17 protein-coding genes are annotated in these 17,352 nt (G+C 67.7%); 15 read left to right on the top strand and 2 right to left on the bottom strand.

Going from position 1 to position 17,352, the window contains the following annotated elements; genetic code table 11:
- The first annotated feature begins 32 nt into the window (after positions 1 to 32).
- From pgeF to DFQ59_RS12615, 8 genes are all read left to right on the top strand, one after another.
- Positions 33 to 773 carry a peptidoglycan editing factor PgeF gene (gene pgeF / locus DFQ59_RS12650; RefSeq protein ID WP_114280081.1) on the top strand — a complete coding sequence of 247 codons (741 nt, stop codon included), beginning with the start codon at positions 33 to 35 and terminating at the stop codon, positions 771 to 773.
- Positions 774 to 930: 157 nt separating this feature from the next.
- A complete protein-coding gene (locus DFQ59_RS12645; protein ID WP_114280080.1) occupies positions 931 to 1,455 on the top strand; it encodes a glycine cleavage system transcriptional repressor in 525 nt (174 codons plus the stop codon).
- Between the two features lie 4 nt (positions 1,456 to 1,459).
- Complete coding sequence (gene def, locus DFQ59_RS12640; protein ID WP_114280079.1) at positions 1,460 to 1,960, top strand: peptide deformylase; 501 nt, start codon at positions 1,460 to 1,462, stop codon at positions 1,958 to 1,960.
- Positions 1,957 to 3,327, top strand: coding sequence for an MFS transporter (locus DFQ59_RS12635; protein WP_211314928.1), 1,371 nt, complete (start codon positions 1,957 to 1,959; stop codon positions 3,325 to 3,327). The genes def and DFQ59_RS12635 overlap by 4 nt, the downstream gene beginning before the upstream one ends.
- Positions 3,324 to 4,037 (top strand): lysophospholipid acyltransferase family protein, encoded by a 714-nt coding sequence (locus DFQ59_RS12630; protein WP_114280078.1) that lies wholly within the window; start codon positions 3,324 to 3,326, stop codon positions 4,035 to 4,037. The genes DFQ59_RS12635 and DFQ59_RS12630 overlap by 4 nt, the downstream gene beginning before the upstream one ends.
- 34 nt (positions 4,038 to 4,071) lie before the next feature.
- The gene (clpB, locus tag DFQ59_RS12625) at positions 4,072 to 6,666 is read left to right on the top strand and encodes an ATP-dependent chaperone ClpB (RefSeq protein WP_114280077.1); all 2,595 of its coding nucleotides are present in this window, start codon (positions 4,072 to 4,074) and stop codon (positions 6,664 to 6,666) included.
- Between the two features lie 457 nt (positions 6,667 to 7,123).
- Positions 7,124 to 7,366 (top strand): hypothetical protein, encoded by a 243-nt coding sequence (locus DFQ59_RS12620; RefSeq protein WP_114280076.1) that lies wholly within the window; start codon positions 7,124 to 7,126, stop codon positions 7,364 to 7,366.
- 107 nt (positions 7,367 to 7,473) lie between these two features.
- Positions 7,474 to 8,253: a dienelactone hydrolase family protein gene (locus tag DFQ59_RS12615; protein WP_114280075.1), complete on the top strand. Its 780-nt coding sequence runs from the start codon at positions 7,474 to 7,476 to the stop codon at positions 8,251 to 8,253.
- A 325-nt stretch (positions 8,254 to 8,578) separates the two neighbouring features.
- Here DFQ59_RS12615 and DFQ59_RS12610 read toward each other — a convergent pair whose 3' ends face one another.
- Together DFQ59_RS12610 and DFQ59_RS12605 are read right to left on the bottom strand one after the other, a co-directional pair.
- Positions 8,579 to 9,049, bottom strand: a complete 471-nt coding sequence (locus tag DFQ59_RS12610) for a DUF4124 domain-containing protein (RefSeq protein WP_114280074.1) — start codon at positions 9,047 to 9,049, stop codon at positions 8,579 to 8,581.
- A gap of 183 nt (positions 9,050 to 9,232) precedes the next feature.
- Positions 9,233 to 9,517, bottom strand: coding sequence for a DUF3579 domain-containing protein (locus tag DFQ59_RS12605; protein WP_114280073.1), 285 nt, complete (start codon positions 9,515 to 9,517; stop codon positions 9,233 to 9,235).
- Positions 9,518 to 9,905: 388 nt separating this feature from the next.
- Here DFQ59_RS12605 and DFQ59_RS12600 point away from each other — a divergent pair, with 388 nt between their 5' ends.
- The 7 genes from DFQ59_RS12600 to rimI all read left to right on the top strand — a co-directional run bounded on the left by DFQ59_RS12600 (position 9,906) and on the right by rimI (position 17,334).
- Entirely contained in the window at positions 9,906 to 11,600 is a 1,695-nt protein-coding gene (locus DFQ59_RS12600) for an acetolactate synthase 3 large subunit (RefSeq protein ID WP_245937271.1), read from the top strand.
- 36 nt (positions 11,601 to 11,636) lie between these two features.
- Entirely contained in the window at positions 11,637 to 12,128 is a 492-nt protein-coding gene (gene ilvN, locus DFQ59_RS12595) for an acetolactate synthase small subunit (protein ID WP_114280071.1), read from the top strand.
- Between the two features lie 84 nt (positions 12,129 to 12,212).
- Positions 12,213 to 13,229: a ketol-acid reductoisomerase gene (gene ilvC, locus DFQ59_RS12590; protein ID WP_114280070.1), complete on the top strand. Its 1,017-nt coding sequence runs from the start codon at positions 12,213 to 12,215 to the stop codon at positions 13,227 to 13,229.
- A gap of 137 nt (positions 13,230 to 13,366) precedes the next feature.
- Positions 13,367 to 14,140 carry a CDP-diacylglycerol--serine O-phosphatidyltransferase gene (pssA, locus tag DFQ59_RS12585; protein WP_114280069.1) on the top strand — a complete coding sequence of 258 codons (774 nt, stop codon included), beginning with the start codon at positions 13,367 to 13,369 and terminating at the stop codon, positions 14,138 to 14,140.
- A gap of 282 nt (positions 14,141 to 14,422) precedes the next feature.
- Positions 14,423 to 15,973 carry a 2-isopropylmalate synthase gene (locus DFQ59_RS12580; RefSeq protein WP_114280068.1) on the top strand — a complete coding sequence of 517 codons (1,551 nt, stop codon included), beginning with the start codon at positions 14,423 to 14,425 and terminating at the stop codon, positions 15,971 to 15,973.
- A 30-nt stretch (positions 15,974 to 16,003) separates the two neighbouring features.
- Entirely contained in the window at positions 16,004 to 16,864 is an 861-nt protein-coding gene (locus DFQ59_RS12575; RefSeq protein ID WP_245937277.1) for a uracil-DNA glycosylase, read from the top strand.
- The gene (gene rimI, locus DFQ59_RS12570) at positions 16,861 to 17,334 is read left to right on the top strand and encodes a ribosomal protein S18-alanine N-acetyltransferase (RefSeq protein ID WP_114280066.1); all 474 of its coding nucleotides are present in this window, start codon (positions 16,861 to 16,863) and stop codon (positions 17,332 to 17,334) included. Before DFQ59_RS12575 ends, rimI begins: the two co-directional genes overlap by 4 nt.
- Positions 17,335 to 17,352: the final 18 nt, after the last annotated feature.

Below are 17,352 nucleotides of genomic sequence, written 5' to 3'. Positions count from 1 at the left end.
CACGGAACACGGAACACGGAACACGGAACGCCATGTCCCCCGACGACCTCATCCTCCCCGACTGGCCCGCGCCCGCCCGGGTACGGGCAGCCTGCACCCTCCGTACCGGCGGGGTGAGCGGCGGACCCTACGCCAGCCTGAACCTCGGTGACCACGTGGGCGATGCCCCGGCCGCGGTGGCCGCCAACCGCGCGCGCCTCGCCGCCGCCCTGGCGCTCCCCGCCGAACCCCTGTGGCTGAACCAGGTGCACGGCTGCGCGGTGGCGGAGTCGGGGACGGCCGTCGCCGGCTGCGAAGCCGACGCGGCGGTGGCCCGGGGGCCGGGCCGGGCCTGTGCCGTGCTGACCGCCGACTGCCTTCCGGTCCTGTTCTGCGACCTCGATGGCAGCCGGGTGGCGGCCGTCCACGCCGGCTGGCGCGGGCTGGCGGCCGGCGTGCTGGAGGCGGCTGTCACCGCCCTGCAGACCGAACCGGGCCGACTGCTCGCCTGGCTGGGCCCGGCCATAGGGCCGTCCGCCTACGAGGTGGGCGGGGAGGTGCGCCGGGCGTTTCTCGAGAACACGCCCGGTGCCGACGCCGCCTTTCGCCCCTCGCCCGCGGGTCGCTGGCTGGCGGATCTCTACACCCTCGCCCGGCTGCGCCTGGCGGCAGCCGGTGTCACCGCGGTGTACGGCGGGCACTGGTGCACCTTCACCGCCGTGGACCGTTTCTTCTCCTATCGCCGGGACGGCGTCACCGGCCGCATGGCCAGCCTGGTCTGGATCGCGGACTGACGGCGCCGATCTGGGGCGATCACCACGGAGCCACGCGGGCACCGGTTCCTTCCCGGGCCGGATGGGTATGGGCCTGGAATCGGGTATCATCCCGATCTTGCAGGGCAACAATCCGCCATCGTGGCGGGTGGCATGGATTTTCGAGGGAGGAGACCGAATGACGCAGTGGTACATGCTGACCCTGGTGGGCAAGGACGCACCGGGTATCGTGGCGCGGGTGACCTCGGCCCTGTACGAGGGGGGCTGCAACCTGGGTGAGGCATCCATGGTGCGTCTGGGCGGCAACTTCACCATCATGCTGATGGTCCAGTTCGAGGGTACCACCCATGGCCTGGAAGGGCTGGTGCGACCGGTTTCCGACTCCCTCGGCCTGCGCCTGCATGTGGACCGCATCGACGGGGAACTGCATCACCACGTGGAGCCGGATGTGCGCATCACCGTCTACGGCGCCGATCGGGCGGGCATCGTCGCCGCGGTCACCGGCGCCCTGGCCCAGGCGGGTCTGAACATCACCGACCTCGCCTCGGACGTGGGCGGCACGGAGGAGAACCCCATCTACATCCTGTTCATCGAGGGCGTGGCCATGGAGTCGGTGGAGGCGCTGGAATCGGCCCTCGAACTGCTGGCCAGTGAACAGGGCGTCGAGGTGAAGCTCGCCCCCATCGATACCCTGGTGGGGTAGGCCGATGGCGGTACTGGAGATCCTGACCTATCCCGACGAGCGGCTGAAACAGGTGTCGGAGCCGGTGGAGGTGTTCGACGACGCGCTGCGGGCCTTTCTCGACGACCTGGAGGAGACCCGCCTGGCTGGGCCCGGCGCGGTGGGCATCGCCTCGCCCCAGGTGGGCCGCTTCATCCGCGCGGTAATCGTGGATGTTTCCGGGCGCAGGAAGACGAAGAGTCACGGCCGCCTGGTGCTGGTGAATCCCGAGATTGCCGAGTGGGACGGCTACGCGGTGGGCCGCGAGGGCTGCCTGTCGGTGCCCGACTATACGGGCAACGTGATCCGTGCCGAGCGCATCACCCTGGTGGCGCAGGACCCGTTCGGCGAGCGTCACGAGTACGCGATGGAGGGCTACGAGGCCCGTGCCGTCCAGCACGAGATGGATCACCTGGACGGACTGCTGTTCCTGGACCGCCTGGTGAGCCGGCGCAACGACCTGTTCCGGCGCAAGGTCTACCAGTGAACGCCGACGGCCCCCGTGGCGAGGCGGAGGCGGGCGCCGGTCTCTCCTCGCCGCTCATGCCCCACCCCCTCCCGGGCCGGGCCTCGCGCCGCGAGGTCTGGGCCTGGGCCATGTTCGACTTCGCCAATTCCGGCTATACCACGGTCGTGCTCACCGCGGTGTTCAACGCCTACTTCGTGGGCGTGGTGGCGGCCGGGCAGGGCGAGGGGCTGGCCACCCTGCTGTGGACCCTGGCGGTGGGCATCTCCAACGCCCTGGTGCTGGTGAGCGCGCCGCTGGTCGGGGCCATCGCCGATCACAGCGCGGCCAAGAAACGATTTCTCCTCGCCTCCACCCTGGGCTGCGTGATCTTCACCGCCGGTCTCGCCCTGGTCGGGCCGGGCGACGTGGCGCTGGCGATGACCCTGCTGGTGCTCTCCAGCTTCATGTTCGCCTCCGGCGAGAACTTCATCGCCGCCTTCCTGCCCGAGATCGCCACCCCGGAGCGGATGGGCCGGGTGTCGGCCTACGGCTGGGCGCTCGGCTACTTCGGCGGGCTGCTGGTGCTGGGGCTGTGCCTGGCCTACGTGACCTGGGCCGGCGGCCGGGGCCAGACCGCCGTGGACTACGTGCCGGTGGTGATGCTGCTGGTGGCGGTGGCCTTCGCCCTGGCCGCGCTGCCCACCTTCCTGGTGCTGCGGGAGCGGGCGCTGCCGACCCCCCTCGACCCCGACTGCCCGGCCGGCTGGCGCTGCTGGATCCGGGCCGGCTGGGGGCGGGTTGCCGACACCCTGCGCCATGTGCGCCGCTTCACCGACCTGTTCCGCTTCCTGGTGACGCTGACCGTCTACCACGCGGGCATCCAGACCGTGGTGGTGCTGGCGGCGGTCTATGCCCAGCAGGTGCTGGGTTTCGGCACCAACGAGGTGCTGGTGATGATCCTGGTGGTGAACGCGACCGCGGCGCTCGGCGCGCTCGCCTTCGGGCGCATGCAGGATCTCATGGGCTCCATTCCCACCCTGGCGCTGACGCTGGTGATCTGGATCCTCGCCATGGGGCTCGCCTACCTGGGCGGGACCAAGACCGCCTTCTGGGTGGTGGCCAACCTGGTGGGGCTGGCCATGGGCGCCAGCCAGTCCGCCGGCCGGGCCCTGGTGGGGCGTTTCTCGCCCGCCGGCCGATCGGCGGAGTTCTTCGGCCTCTGGGGCCTGGCGGTGAAGCTGGCCGCCATCGTCGGCCCGGTCAGCTACGGCCTCATCAGCTACGGCACCGGCGGCGATCACCGCCTCGCGCTGCTTTCCACCCTGGCCTTCTTCATCGTGGGGCTGGCGCTGTTGCTGACGGTCAACGAGCAGCGCGGGCTGCGCGCGGCGCGGGAGGCGGAGTGACCATACCGGTCCTGCCCTGGGCCGCCGCGGCGCTGTTGCTGGCGCTGGTCCTGTGGCGCCTGGATCGGGCGGTGCGGTCTGCCGCGGTCGCCGACTGGGGCCACCGCGGGCTCAACTGGCTGGATGGCCTCAACCGGCTTTTCTGCAGGCACTGGCACCGGCTGCAGGCCGATGCCGTCGACCTGCCGGAATCGGGCGGGGCCATCGTGGTGGCCAACCATGTCTCCGGCCTCGATCCCCTGCTGATGATCGCCGCCTGCCGGCGGCCGCTGCACTTCATGATCGCCACCGAGGAGTACCATCGCTACGGGCTCACCTGGCTGTTCCGGGCCATCGGCTGCATTCCCGTGGACCGATCGGGGCGGCCGGAGCGGGCCCTGCGGGCGGCGGCGCGGGCCCTGGAACGGGGCCACGTGGTGGCGCTCTTTCCCCACGGGCGCATCCACCTGGACTCGGATCCGCCGCGCCGGCTGCGGCCCGGGGCGGCCTGGCTCTCCGAGCTGACCGACACCCCCATCTATCCGTTGCGCATCGACGGGGTGCGCGGGCAGGGCAAGACCGTCCTGGCCGTGGTGCCCCGCAGCCGGGCACGGGTCACCGCCCACCCTCCCATACAGGCCCACGTCACGGGCAAGCGGGACAGCCTGGATCAGCTGGCGCGGATCCTCGACGCCGCCCGGGTTGAATCCCCGCGGCAAGACCCCATTTAACCCTTAATCTATATTTCTGCAGGGGTTTTCAGTCATGCGGATGGACAAGCTGACCACCAAGTTCCAGATGGCGCTCGCCGACGCCCAGTCGCTGGCGGTGGGGCGCGATCACCAGTACATCGAGCCGGCGCACCTGCTGGTGGCGCTCCTCGACCAGGAGGGCGGCACGGTGCGCCACCTGCTCACCCAGGCGGACGTGAACGTCAACCAGCTGCGCGCCGAACTGGGCAGCGCCCTGGAGCGGCTGCCCCAGGTGCAGGGCGCCTCCTCCGGCGAGGTGCATGTCTCCAACGACCTGGGCCGGCTGCTCAACCTGACCGACAAGCTGGCCCAGGAGCGCAAGGACCAGTACATCTCCTCGGAACTGTTCGTGCTCGCCGCCCTCGAGGACCGGGGCGTCGCGGGCGAGGCGCTGCGCAAGGCGGGCGCCGCCAAGGGTTCGCTGGAGAAGGCCATCGACGGCCTGCGCGGGGGGCAGAACGTGCAGGACCCCAATGCCGAGGACCAGCGCCAGGCCCTGGAGCGCTACACCATCGACCTGACCGAGCGGGCCGAGCAGGGCAAGCTCGATCCGGTCATCGGCCGTGACGACGAGATCCGCCGCACCATCCAGGTGCTGCAGCGGCGCACCAAGAACAACCCGGTGCTCATCGGCGAACCGGGCGTGGGCAAGACCGCCATCGTGGAGGGGCTGGCCCAGCGCATCATCAACGGCGAGGTTCCCGAGGGGCTGAAGCACAAGCGCATCCTGGCCCTGGACATGGGCTCGCTCATCGCCGGGGCCAAGTTCCGCGGCGAGTTCGAGGAGCGCCTCAAGGCGGTGCTCAGCGACCTCAAGAAGCAGGAAGGCCAGATCATCCTGTTCATCGACGAGCTGCACACCATGGTGGGCGCCGGCAAGGCGGAGGGCGCCATGGACGCCGGCAACATGCTCAAGCCCGCGCTGGCCCGCGGTGAGCTCCACTGCGTGGGCGCCACCACGCTGGACGAGTACCGCGAGTACGTGGAGAAGGACGCGGCCCTGGAGCGGCGGTTCCAGAAGGTGCTGGTGAACGAGCCCAACGTGGAGGACACCATCGCCATCCTGCGCGGCCTGAAACAGCGCTACGAGGTGCACCACGGCGTGGAGATCACCGATCCTGCCATCGTCGCCGCGGCCCAGCTCTCCAACCGCTACATCACCGACCGCAACCTGCCCGACAAGGCCATCGACCTGGTGGACGAGGCCGCCTCGCGCATCCGCATCGAAATCGACTCCAAGCCCGAGGAGATGGACCGGCTGGAGCGCAAGCTCATCCAGTACAAGATCGAGCGCGAGGCGCTGGCCAAGGAGTCCGACGAGGCCTCCCGGAAGCGCCTGGGGCAGATCGAGGGCGAGATCGAGCGGCTCGAGCGCGAGTTCTCCGACCTGGAGGAGGTGTGGAAGGGCGAGAAGGCGGCCCTGCAGGGCACCGCCCACATCAAGGAGGAGCTCGACCGGGTGCAGCTGGAGCTGGAAACGGCGCGCCGCGCCGGTGATCTCCAGCGCATGGCCGAGCTGCAGTACGGCCGGGTGCCGGAGCTGGAGAAGCAGCTGGCCCAGGCGGCGGCGGCCGAGCAGCAGGAGTTCAAGCTGCTGCGCAACCGCGTGGGCGAGGAGGAGATCGCCGAGGTGGTGGCGCGCTGGACCGGGATCCCGGTCGCCAAGATGCTGGAGGGCGAGCGGGACAAGCTGCTGCAGATGGAGGCGGCGCTGCACCGCCGGGTGGTGGGCCAGGACGAGGCCATCCGGTCGGTTGCCGACGCCATCCGCCGTTCCCGCGCCGGGCTCTCGGACCCCAACCGGCCCATCGGCTCGTTCCTGTTCCTCGGGCCCACCGGCGTGGGCAAGACCGAGCTGTGCAAGGCGCTGGCCGAGTTCCTCTTCGACACCGAGGAGGCGATGGTGCGCATCGACATGTCGGAGTTCATGGAGAAGCACTCGGTGGCCCGACTCATCGGCGCTCCGCCCGGCTACGTGGGTTACGAGGAGGGCGGCCACCTCACCGAGACGGTGCGCCGCCGGCCCTACTCGGTGATCCTGCTGGACGAGGTGGAGAAGGCCCACCCGGATGTCTTCAACGTCCTGCTCCAGGTGCTCGACGACGGCCGGCTGACCGACGGTCACGGCCGTACCGTCGACTTCCGCAACACGGTGGTGGTGATGACCTCGAACCTCGGCTCGGACCTGGTGCAGAAGCTGGCCGGCGAGGAGCACTACCAGGAGATGAAGGCGGCGGTGATGGAGGTGGTGGGCCAGTATTTCCGGCCCGAGTTCATCAACCGCCTCGACGAGACGGTGGTGTTCCACCCCCTGGGCCAGGCGCAGATCCGCAACATCGCCCGCATCCAGAGCGAGTACCTGCGCCGCCGCCTGCGCGAGCGCGACATGGACATCGTCCTCACCGAGGGGGCTCTGGACCGGCTGGCGGAGGCGGGCTACGACCCGGTCTATGGCGCCCGTCCGCTGAAGCGGGCGATCCAGCAGCAGGTGGAGAACCCGCTCGCCCAGGCCATCCTCTCCGGGCGCTTCGGCCCCGGCGACACCATCGAGGTGGACGCCGGCGGGGAGGGGCTCGAGTTCCGCAAGGGCGAAGCCCGCGCGGCCTGAGTGTTTGACTTCACCACGAAGGCACGTTGATTTCACCACGAAGGCACGAAGAACACGAAGAAGAACACGAAGAAAAGGCAACTTAAGATCAACCGCAGATTGGCGTTGATTTTCGTTGATTTGGTGGTACAGGCCAATGCAAACAGTAGCCGGGCGGGTCGCAAGTCATGGGAGGCATACGCTCCCGGTGAACCCGCCCCTCCCGCCTATCCAGGGCCTACACAAAATCAACGTCAATCTACGCCAATCTGCGGTTAACCGTTTTTCTTCTTTCAGTCGTCTTCGTGTTCTTCGTGCCTTCGTGGTGAAGGTTTGGGTGGTGAGGGTTTACAGGCTGGTGACCGGCCGTGATACTCGGGTTTCACGCACTCACGCACTCACGCACTCACGCACTCACGCACTCACGCACTCACGCACTCACGCACTCACGCACTCACGCACTCACGCACTCACGCTAATGCCCGAAATCCGTCCCGACGCCGAGACCCGGCTGGTGCGCGAGCATCCGGCGGTGGTCTATACGCCGCGCCGGGCCCGCAAGCGCTTCCCGGAGAATTGCGTGCAGCTCTTCGCCACCGAGCAGGAGGCCGTGGCCGCGGCGGACCCCGCCCGCGATCTCCATGCGGCCCAGGTGCTCGGCCCTTCCCGCTCCTCCGAGGGCTTCCGGCTCTATTACCTGGTGCGCTGGCTGGACGGCTAGGGCTGCCCGTGCCGGCGTTTGCTGACATGGCACCGGTTCGCTCTTTCATTGCGTCAAGGGAGGCATATACTTGACTCCGTGACTCAACAATAAACGGAGGAGCTGCCATGAAGAGTGTGCTTGCCGGACTGCTGTGCCTGCTGCTCGGGTCTTCCGGCGCCGCGGGAGCGGCGGACATGCTGCGCGACGAGGACCACGAGCTGAATCCCCGCTCGCCCGATCAGCTGCTGGGCGGTGACACGACGCTGAAGACCGCCGACGGCGTTGAGTTCGGCGTCTATGCCACCGGTCCGGAGGATGCCGACCGGGGTATCCTGCTCATCCACGAGTGGTGGGGCCTGAACGACCACATCCGTGCCTGGGCCGATCGCTTCGCGCGCCTCGGCTATCGCGCCTATGCCGTCGATCTCTACGGCGGCGGCGTGGCCACCGATCCCGACACGGCCCGTTCGCTGATGAAGGCGGTGAACCAGCAGGAGGCCAATGCCAAGATGACCGCCGCGCTGGAGTCACTGGCCGCCCCCGGGCGGAAGCTGGCGACCATCGGCTGGTGCTTCGGCGGCGGGCAGTCGCTGCAGGCGAGCCTGGCGGCGCCGGAGGTGGTGGATGCCACCGTCATCTACTACGGGCCGCTGGTGGCCGATCCGGACGTGCTGGAAAAGCTGCGCGGTCCGGTGCTGGGCATCTTCGCCACCCAGGATCAGTCCATCAGCCCGGACAAGGTGGCGGCCTTCGAGCAGGCGATGCAGGCGGCCGGGAAGCGCCTGGAGGTGCACAGCTACGACGCCAATCACGCCTTCGCCAATCCCTCGGGGCAGCGCTATGACGGCGAGGCTGCCGTGGCGGCCTGGGAGGTCACGCGGGCGTTCCTGGACCGGGAGCTGTAGGGCGAGGGATCCACCACGAAGGCACGAAGAACACGAAGGCGACTGAAAGAAGAAAAACGGTTAACCGCAGATTGGCGTTGATTGACGTTGATTTTGCGTAGGCCCTGGATAGGCGGGGGGCGCTTCACCGGGAGCGTACGCCGCCCATGACTGGCGACCCGCCCGGCTACAGGTTGCATTGGCCTGTACCGTCTAATCAACGAAAATCAGCGCCGATCTGCGGTTAATTATTTCTTTTCTGTCTTTCTGTCTTTCTTCGTGACCTCCGTGTCTTCGTGGTGAAGATTTTTCGTGGTGATCCGGGTGGTTCCGGGAGCCGGGGCGGTTACTCGGTGCAATACTCCTCGATCTGACCCTGGGCCTCCTCGATGCGGGCCTGGCGCTCCTCGTCGGTCAGGAACCGCACGTTGCCCTCGGCGTCGGTATAGCGCAGCCGCCCACCGGTGGTGAGGGTGTTGAGATTGGCCCGGGCCTTGCGGCAGTTGTCGGCCCGCACCGTCTCCAGCTGTTGCTTGACCGCCTGTTCCTCGGCGGAGGACTCGGCTGGCCTGGGCGGTTCAGCGGGCTCGGCGCTCATGGCATCGGGGGACTTCGCTTCCGCGGGCGGGGTGACGGGGCGGGGGACGTAGGGATTGATGACCCGCACCTCGCCGTGTTCCGGTGGAAACTGGGAGAAGTGGGTGACCCCCTGATCGTCCACCCAGGTGTAGGTGGTGGCCGCGGTGGCGAGTACGGGCGCCAGCAGCAGCGCCAGCACGAAGGTGTGCAGGAACGCCTTCAGGCGGATTTTTTCCATGGCATGCAGTCTCCCCGGTTTCCTTGCCTGAATATAGACCGAAACCCCCACCGGGTTAAGCGGGAGTCCCGGCCGGCGGGTGCCCGGACCGCGGAAATGCCGTGCCGGTCACATTCGGGGAAGTCGCTGGAGGCGAAAACGGGGAGGGTGCGGTTGCGGCCGGTGCGCACGGGACGCGGTACGCTAACCCTCGTCGATCTCGTGGCAGAGGCGCAGGTTGTTGGCCCGGGCGAACTCCATCATCTCCGCATAGAGCGCGGGTGCGGCCTGCTGCAGCGAGGGATCCAGCAGTACGCACTTGACGCCGTTCTTGACCGCCGGGCGGACCAGGGGAGAGTAGTGGATGCGGCGATTGTCGAAGGTGGAGAGGTTGCCGCTGATGCGCTCGGCCCAGTCGCTGGGGCGGAACTTGCGGCCATCGACCGTGAGGCCCTCGATGACGATGGTGGGGGTGGTCGTCTTGGTCATTGGGGCTCCGGATGTCGCAACGCAACAGAAGAGAATCAGATGCGCGCATAAATCTACCTTATCAGTTGGCGTGTCGCAACACGGCTCCTGCGCAATCCGGGTGCCTGGCAGTAACCTTCGGATCACCAAGTGTTTTCCCATATTGGTGAGAGGTTATGTCTTGACCTGTGCGGCGGATAACAGTAGTTTTTGAATTTTCGCACTGCCGCACGCCTCCGACGAAACCGGGTTCAAACGCCGGCCCGGAGTGGGACAAGGCCGGGCCGGACCCCGGCTTTGTGGTTTCCGGACTCCGGTATCTGTTTCCGCAAACACTCGTGCCGTAGTTCAGATTAGGATGCAACTGCCCGTATTCACGGGCATTTTTTCTCGTAAGGGGAGTGACGCTGTGGAGCTGACCGGTGCCCAGATAGTGGTGCAGTTCCTCGAGGACGAGGGTGTGGACATCATCTTCGGTTATCCCGGGGGCGCTGTTCTGCACATCTATGACGCGCTGTACACGCAGGACGCCGTAAAGCACATCCTGGTACGTCACGAGCAGGCGGCCACCCATGCCGCCGATGCCTATGCCCGCTCGACCGGCAAGGTGGGCGTCGCCCTGGTCACTTCCGGCCCGGGCGCCACCAATGCCGTGACCGGCATCGCGACCGCCTACCTGGATTCCATTCCGATGGTGGTGCTCACCGGCCAGGTTCCCACTCACCTCATCGGCAACGACGCCTTCCAGGAGGTGGATACGCTCGGCATCACCCGTCCCTGCGTGAAGCACAACTTCCTGGTCAAGGACGTGGCCGATCTGGCCGAGACCCTGAAGAAGGCCTTCTACATCGCCGCCAGCGGCCGGCCGGGCCCGGTGGTGGTGGATATTCCCAAGGATGTCACCGCCGCGCGGACCGAGTACGTCTTTCCCAAGTCGGTGAAGATGCGCTCCTACAATCCCGTGGTGAAGGGGCATACCGGCCAGATCAAGAAGGCCGTGGACCTCATGCTCGAGGCCAAGCGCCCCATGATCTACAGCGGTGGCGGCGTGGTGCTGGGCGGGGCCGCCGAGGTGCTCACCGAGCTGACCCGGGAACTGGGCTTCCCCATCACCAACACCCTGATGGGGCTGGGCGGCTATCCCGCCACCGACCCGCAGTTCCTGGGCATGCTGGGCATGCACGGGACCTACGAGGCGAACATGGCGATGCACCATTGCGACGTGCTGGTGGCCATCGGCGCCCGCTTCGACGACCGGGTCACCGGCAACATCGAGAAGTTCTGCCCCACGGCGCGCATCATCCACGTGGACGTGGATCCGGCCTCCATCGCCAAGAACGTGAAGGTGGACATCCCCATCGTGGGTCAGGTGGAACCGGTCCTGCGCCAGGCGCTGCGGCTGCTGCGCGAATCGGGCGGCAAGTCCGACGCCGAGGCGCTCAAGGCCTGGTGGGACCAGATCGGCGAGTGGCGCTCGCTCGACTGCCTCAAGTACGACCCCGCCAGCGAGCGCATCAAGCCCCAGCTGGTGGTGGATACCCTCTACCAGGTCACCGGGGGCGACGCCTTCGTCACCTCCGACGTGGGCCAGCACCAGATGTTCGCCGCCCAGTTCTACAAGTTCGACAAGCCGCGGCGCTGGATCAACTCCGGCGGTCTCGGCACCATGGGGTTCGGCCTGCCCGCGGCCATGGGCGTGCAGTTCGCCCATCCCGACGCGACGGTCTGCTGCATCACCGGCGAGGGCAGCATCCAGATGAACATCCAGGAGCTCTCCACCTGCCGCCAGTACGCGCTGCCGTTGAAGATCATCAACCTGAACAACGGCTTTCTGGGCATGGTCCGGCAGTGGCAGGAGTTCTTCTACCAGGGGCGCTACGCCCAGTCCTACATGGAGTCGCTGCCGGACTTCGTCAAGCTGGCGGAGGCCTACGGCCACGTGGGCATGCAGATCAGCCGCCCGGAGGACGTGGAACCGGCGCTGCGCGAGGCCATCGCCCTCAAGGACCGGCTGGTGTTCATGGACTTCCTGGTGGACCCCACCGAGAACGTCTATCCCATGATCCCCGCCGGGGCCGGGCTCAACGAGATGATCCTGGTCTGAACCGGGACGCCACAGACGGACGGGCATACTGAAATTATGCGGCACATCATTTCGATACTGATGGAAAACGAGGCCGGTGCGCTGTCGCGGGTGGCGGGACTGTTCTCCGCCCGGGGCTACAACATCGAATCGCTCACCGTGGCGCCCACCGAGGACCCCACGGTCTCGCGCATGACCCTGGTCACCAGCGGATCGGAGGAGATCATCGAACAGATCACCAAGCAGCTGAACAAGCTGGTGGACGTGGTGAAGCTGCTCGATCTCACCGAGGGTCCGCACATGGAGCGCGAGATGATGCTCATCAAGCTGCGCGCCACCGGCGCCGGCCGGGAGGAGCTGAAGCGCCTGGTGGACATCTTCCGCGGCCGCATCATCGAGGTGACCGCCACCACCTACACCGTGGAGCTCACCGGCAACAGCGGCAAGCTGGATGCGTTCCTGCAGGCCGTGGGGGAGCTGGTCATCCTCGAGGTCGTGCGCTCCGGCGTGCTCGGCATCGCCCGCGGCGAGAAGGGCCTGCGCGCCTGATCCCACACCCAATTCAATCCAATGCGGGCGCTGCGCCCGTCGACGCTTGACTGATACAGACCCTCAGGGGGAGGACTGAAGAACATGCAAATCTACTACGACAAAGACGCCGACCTGTCCATCATACAGGGCATGAAGGTGGCTATCGTCGGTTACGGCTCCCAGGGCCATGCCCATGCGAACAACCTGAAGGACTCCGGCGTCGAGGTGGTGGTGGGCCTGCGGCCCGGTTCCGGCTCCGCGGCCAAGGCCGAGGCCGCCGGCCTCGCCGTCAAGGCCGTGGACGAGGCCTGCAAGTGGGCCGACCTGGTCATGGTCCTGGCCCCGGACGAGAACCAGGCGGACATCTATGCCAACGACATCGGGCCCAACCTCAAGCAGGGCGGTGTGCTGGCCTTCGCCCACGGGTTCAACATCCACTACAACCAGATCGTCCCCCGTGCCGACCTGGACGTGATCATGATCGCGCCCAAGGCGCCGGGTCACACCGTGCGCTCCGAGTACGTCAAGGGCGGCGGCATCCCGGACCTCATCGCCGTGCACCAGGACGCCTCCGGCCGCGCCAAGGAGATTGCGCTGTCCTACGCCTCGGCCATCGGCGGCGGCCGCACCGGCGTCATCGAGACCACCTTCAAGGACGAGACCGAGACCGACCTCTTCGGCGAGCAGTCCGTGCTCTGCGGCGGTGCCGTGGAACTGGTGAAGGCCGGTTTCGAGACCCTGGTGGAGGCTGGCTACGCGCCCGAGATGGCCTACTTCGAGTGCCTGCACGAGCTGAAGCTGATCGTCGACCTCATGTACGAGGGCGGCATCGCCAACATGAACTACTCCATCTCCAATAACGCCGAGTACGGCGAGTACGTCACCGGACCCAAGGTGATCAACGAGGAGAGCCGCTGGGCCATGAAGGAGGCGCTGGAGAACATCCAGAACGGCAACTACGCGAAGAACTTCATCCTCGAGGGCCGCACCGGCTATCCCGAGATGACCGCGCGCCGGCGCCTCAACGCCGCCCATCCCATCGAGCAGGTGGGCGAGCGGCTGCGCTCCATGATGCCCTGGATCGGCGCCAACAAGCTGGTGGATCGCTCCAAGAACTGATCCGAGCGGCCGGTGGGCCGGGTTCGCCCCGGTTCCTGGCCCGCAAGCGAACGGTGAACGGAAAGCCGGCCCCTGCGGGGCCGGCTTTTCCGTGTCGTGCTGGATATGCCCCCGGGATCTTGACGTATAATCGGGCCATGAGCGACAAGCCCGAAAACCCGGACCCGAAGCCCCGTCCCCGGGGCATCTACCTGCTTCCCAACCTGTTCACCACCGCGGCGCTGTTCGCCGGCTTCTATGCCGTGGTGGCGGCCATGAACGGCCGTTTCGAGGCGGCGGCCGTGGCCGTGTTCGTGGCCATGGTGCTGGACGGGCTGGACGGCCGGGTGGCACGCATGACCAACACCCAGAGCGCGTTCGGCGCCGAGTACGACAGCCTCTCCGACATGGTGGCGTTCGGCGTGGCCCCGGCGCTGGTGGCCTACGAGTGGGCCCTCTCCTCGCTGGGCAAGCTGGGCTGGCTGGCCGCATTCCTCTATACCGCCAGCGCGGCCCTGCGGCTGGCCCGCTTCAACACCCAGGTCGGCAGTGCCGACAAGCGCTATTTCCAGGGGCTCCCGAGCCCGTCCGCCGCAGCCATCGTGGCGGGCATGGTCTGGGTGGGCACCGAGTACGGGCTGGGGCCGGACCTGGTGGCCGTTCCCGCCCTGGTGCTGACCGCCCTGGCCGGGCTGCTGATGGTCAGCAACCTGCGCTACCACAGCTTCAAGGATCTGGATTTCCGCGGCAAGGTCCCGTTCTTCCGCATCCTCGTCGTGGTGCTCCTGTTCATGCTCGTGGCCACTTCGCCCTCCCGTGTGCTGTTCGCCGGATTCCTCCTCTACGCCCTTTCCGGACCGATACTGACCCTGCGGGATGTCCGCCGCCGCCGTGCCGTCCGGGCCCGGGATCGCGACAGCGGCGGGCACTGAGCCTCCGTCCCGGCCGACTCCCCGCGACCACCCGGGAAGCTCTCCCGCCCTGGGTGGTGTTTCACATCTGAAAAGTGTTTGCAGAGCCCCCCGAAAACGTCGGGACAAGGCGCAGTGCGCAGGCAAGGGCCCAAGGGCCTTGTCCGGCGCTGCAACCGCGGGGCGTGGCTCCGCCTGCCGTGCGCCCCGGCCATGTCCCGGGGCCGGCTTCCCCGGGCGCTCAATGTGGCTTTGTCGGGTTGAAGGGCTGTAAACTGGAGTGCGCTACGAGGAGTGGAATTCATGACCCAGCCAGACAAACTCATCATCTTCGACACCACGCTGCGCGACGGCGAACAGAGCCCCGGCGCCTCCATGACCAGGGAGGAGAAGATTCGTATCGCCAAGGCGCTGGAGCGCCTGCGCGTGGATGTGATCGAGGCCGGCTTCCCCATGGCCAGCCCGGGTGATTTCGAGGCGGTGCAGGCCGTTGCCAGAGCCGTTCGCGAGAGCACCGTCTGCGGCCTGGCCCGCGCCCTGGAGAAGGATATCGACCGGGCCGGGGAGGCGCTGCGCGAGGCGGAGTCCGGACGCATCCATACCTTCATAGCCACTTCGCCCATCCACATGGAGCGCAAGCTGCGCATGAACCCGGACCAGGTGCTGGAACAGGCGGTCTGGGCGGTGAAGCGGGCGCGCCAGTGGACCGACAACGTGGAGTTCTCGGCCGAGGATGCCGGGCGCTCCGAGCTCGATTTCCTGTGCCGCATCTTCGAGGCGGTCATCGAGGCCGGCGCCACCACCGTCAACGTGCCGGACACGGTGGGCTACGCCATGCCCCACCAGTTCGGGGAGACCATCCGGCAGCTGATGGAGCGCATTCCCAATGCCGATCGGGCGGTCTTCTCGGTGCACTGCCACAACGATCTGGGCCTGGCGGTCTCCAACTCGCTGGCCGCGGTGCTCAACGGCGCCCGCCAGGTGGAGTGCACGCTGAACGGCCTGGGCGAACGGGCGGGCAACGCCTCCCTGGAGGAGGTGGTCATGGCGGTGCGTACCCGGCGCGATGTCTTCCCCTGCGACACCGACCTGGACACCACCCAGATCATGACCTGCTCGCGGCTGGTGGCGGGCATCACCGGCTTCCCGGTGCAGCCCAACAAGGCCATCGTGGGCGCCAACGCCTTCGCCCACGAGTCGGGCATCCACCAGGACGGCGTGCTCAAGAGCCGCGAGACCTACGAGATCATGCGCGCCGAGGATGTGGGCTGGAGCGCCAACCGCATCGTCCTGGGCAAGCACTCGGGACGCAACGCCTTCCGCAGTCGGCTCGAGGACCTCGGGGTCCACTTCGAATCCGAGGAGGATCTCAACAGCGCCTTCGCCCGGTTCAAGGACCTCGCCGACAAGAAGCACGAGATCTATGACGAGGACCTGCAGGCGCTGGTCACCGAGGCCAGCCTCGAGAGCGGCAATGAGCGGGTCAAGCTGGTCTCCCTGCGGGTCTGTTCCGAGACCGGGGAGACTCCCGAGGCCACGGTCACCCTGACCGTCGACGGGACGGAGGTGCGGACCACGGCGCCCGGTGGCGGACCGGTCGATGCCGCCTTCAAGGCCATTGAATCGGTGGTCAACAGCCAGACGACGCTGCAACTCTACTCGGTGAACGCCATCACCAGCGGCACCGACTCCCAGGGCGAGGTGACGGTCCGGCTGGAGAAGGGCGGCCGGATCGTCAACGGACTGGGCGCCGACACGGACATCGTCATCGCCTCCGCCAAGTCCTACGTCAACGCCCTGAACAAGATCCTGGAGCCGACGGCCCGCGCGCACCCCCAGCTCGGGGATGTCTGAAGGGGCGCCACCCCCGGACCGGCCATGGCGATATCCGTGAGCAACCGCCGGCTGCGTTACCTGGACGCCATGGGGATCACCGCCTGGGTACGGCGGGCGGACACCGCCGCCGCCATCCCGGGGGCCGGCGGTGCTGCGCCGCAGTCCGCCGCGCCCGAGGTCACGGCGGAGACCGCCGGACCGGGAGCGGTGGCAGGCCCCGGCCCGGCGGCGGTTCCGCTGCCCGAAACCGTCTCCGCCACGGCTCCGGAAACGGGCAGGGGGATTCCCGACCGGATCGCGACCCTGGGCTGGGAGGCGCTTGCCGGCTGCGTGGCCGACTGCCAGGCGTGCCCCGAACTGGTGGCCAACCGCAGCCGGACGGTGTTCGGCGTGGGCAACCGGAGCGCCGACTGGCTGATCATCGGCGAGGCCCCGGGTGCCGACGAGGACCGGCTGGGGGAACCGTTCGTGGGTCGGGCGGGCAAGCTGCTCGACGCGATGCTGGCCGCCATCGGCCTCGATCGCAGCCGGGCCTATATCGCCAACATCCTCAAGTGCCGCCCGCCCAACAACCGCGATCCGAAGCCCGAGGAGGCAGCGGCCTGTCTCCCCTTCCTGCGGCGCCAGATCGAGCTGATGCAGCCGAAGATCGTCCTGGTGGTGGGTCGGGTGGCCGCCCAGACCCTGCTGCACAGCCATGATCCCGTCGGGCGTCTGCGGGGCCGGGTGCACCGGCTTGACGGGGACGGCATCCCGCTCGTCGTGACCTACCATCCGGCCTACCTGCTGCGCTCGCCGCAGGAGAAGCGCAAGTCGTGGCAGGATCTGTGCCTGGCCGTGGATGTCTACAATGAAACCCGGTACCGCGACGAGCCGGATCGCGCCGGCATCCGGGAGGAGGAGAGATGAGCGCCGTTCCCAGACCGGCGGGTGTGAGCCTCAGGCCGATGACCCAGGAGGATGTCGAGGCGGTCATCGGCGTGGAGGTCCGCTCCTACGAGTTTCCCTGGACCGAGGGCATCTTCCGTGACTGCCTCCAGGTCGGCTACAGCTGCTGGCTGGCCGAGGCGGATTCCGCCCTGACGGGTTACGGGATCATGTCGGTGGCCGCCGGCGAGAGCCATATTCTCAACCTGTGCGTGGACCCCGACTGGCAGGGGCGGGGCATCGGGCGCATGCTCCTGGAGCAGATGCTGCGCACGGCCCGTGCGCACGGCGCCGATATCGCCCTGCTGGAAGTCCGCCCCTCCAACCTCGCCGCGCTCAGGCTGTATGAACAGCTCGGCTTCAATCAGTACAGTGTCCGCCGTGCCTACTACCCGTCACGGGATGGCCGCGAGGACGCCCTGATGCTGGCCAAGAGCCTGGTCTACCTGTGAACGGCCCGGCCGCGGGCG

The sequence above is a fragment of the Thioalbus denitrificans genome, assembly GCF_003337735.1.
GTDB lineage: Bacteria > Pseudomonadota > Gammaproteobacteria > DSM-26407 > DSM-26407 > Thioalbus > Thioalbus denitrificans.
Note: the sequence above shows the minus strand (reverse complement) of the source record. Positions and strands in the feature narration are given on the sequence as shown.

Coding starts and splice junctions, on each gene's coding strand:
- pssA (WP_114280069.1), top strand. CDS start 13,367: ATGAGCGACAAGCCCGAAAACCCGGACCCGAAGCCCCGTCCCCGGGGC.
- ilvC (WP_114280070.1), top strand. CDS start 12,213: ATGCAAATCTACTACGACAAAGACGCCGACCTGTCCATCATACAGGGC.
- DFQ59_RS12620 (WP_114280076.1), top strand. CDS start 7,124: ATGCCCGAAATCCGTCCCGACGCCGAGACCCGGCTGGTGCGCGAGCAT.
- ilvN (WP_114280071.1), top strand. CDS start 11,637: ATGCGGCACATCATTTCGATACTGATGGAAAACGAGGCCGGTGCGCTG.
- def (WP_114280079.1), top strand. CDS start 1,460: ATGGCGGTACTGGAGATCCTGACCTATCCCGACGAGCGGCTGAAACAG.
- pgeF (WP_114280081.1), top strand. CDS start 33: ATGTCCCCCGACGACCTCATCCTCCCCGACTGGCCCGCGCCCGCCCGG.
- rimI (WP_114280066.1), top strand. CDS start 16,861: ATGAGCGCCGTTCCCAGACCGGCGGGTGTGAGCCTCAGGCCGATGACC.
- clpB (WP_114280077.1), top strand. CDS start 4,072: ATGCGGATGGACAAGCTGACCACCAAGTTCCAGATGGCGCTCGCCGAC.
- DFQ59_RS12615 (WP_114280075.1), top strand. CDS start 7,474: ATGAAGAGTGTGCTTGCCGGACTGCTGTGCCTGCTGCTCGGGTCTTCC.
- DFQ59_RS12645 (WP_114280080.1), top strand. CDS start 931: ATGACGCAGTGGTACATGCTGACCCTGGTGGGCAAGGACGCACCGGGT.
- DFQ59_RS12610 (WP_114280074.1), bottom strand. CDS start 9,049: ATGGAAAAAATCCGCCTGAAGGCGTTCCTGCACACCTTCGTGCTGGCG.
- DFQ59_RS12605 (WP_114280073.1), bottom strand. CDS start 9,517: ATGACCAAGACGACCACCCCCACCATCGTCATCGAGGGCCTCACGGTC.
- DFQ59_RS12580 (WP_114280068.1), top strand. CDS start 14,423: ATGACCCAGCCAGACAAACTCATCATCTTCGACACCACGCTGCGCGAC.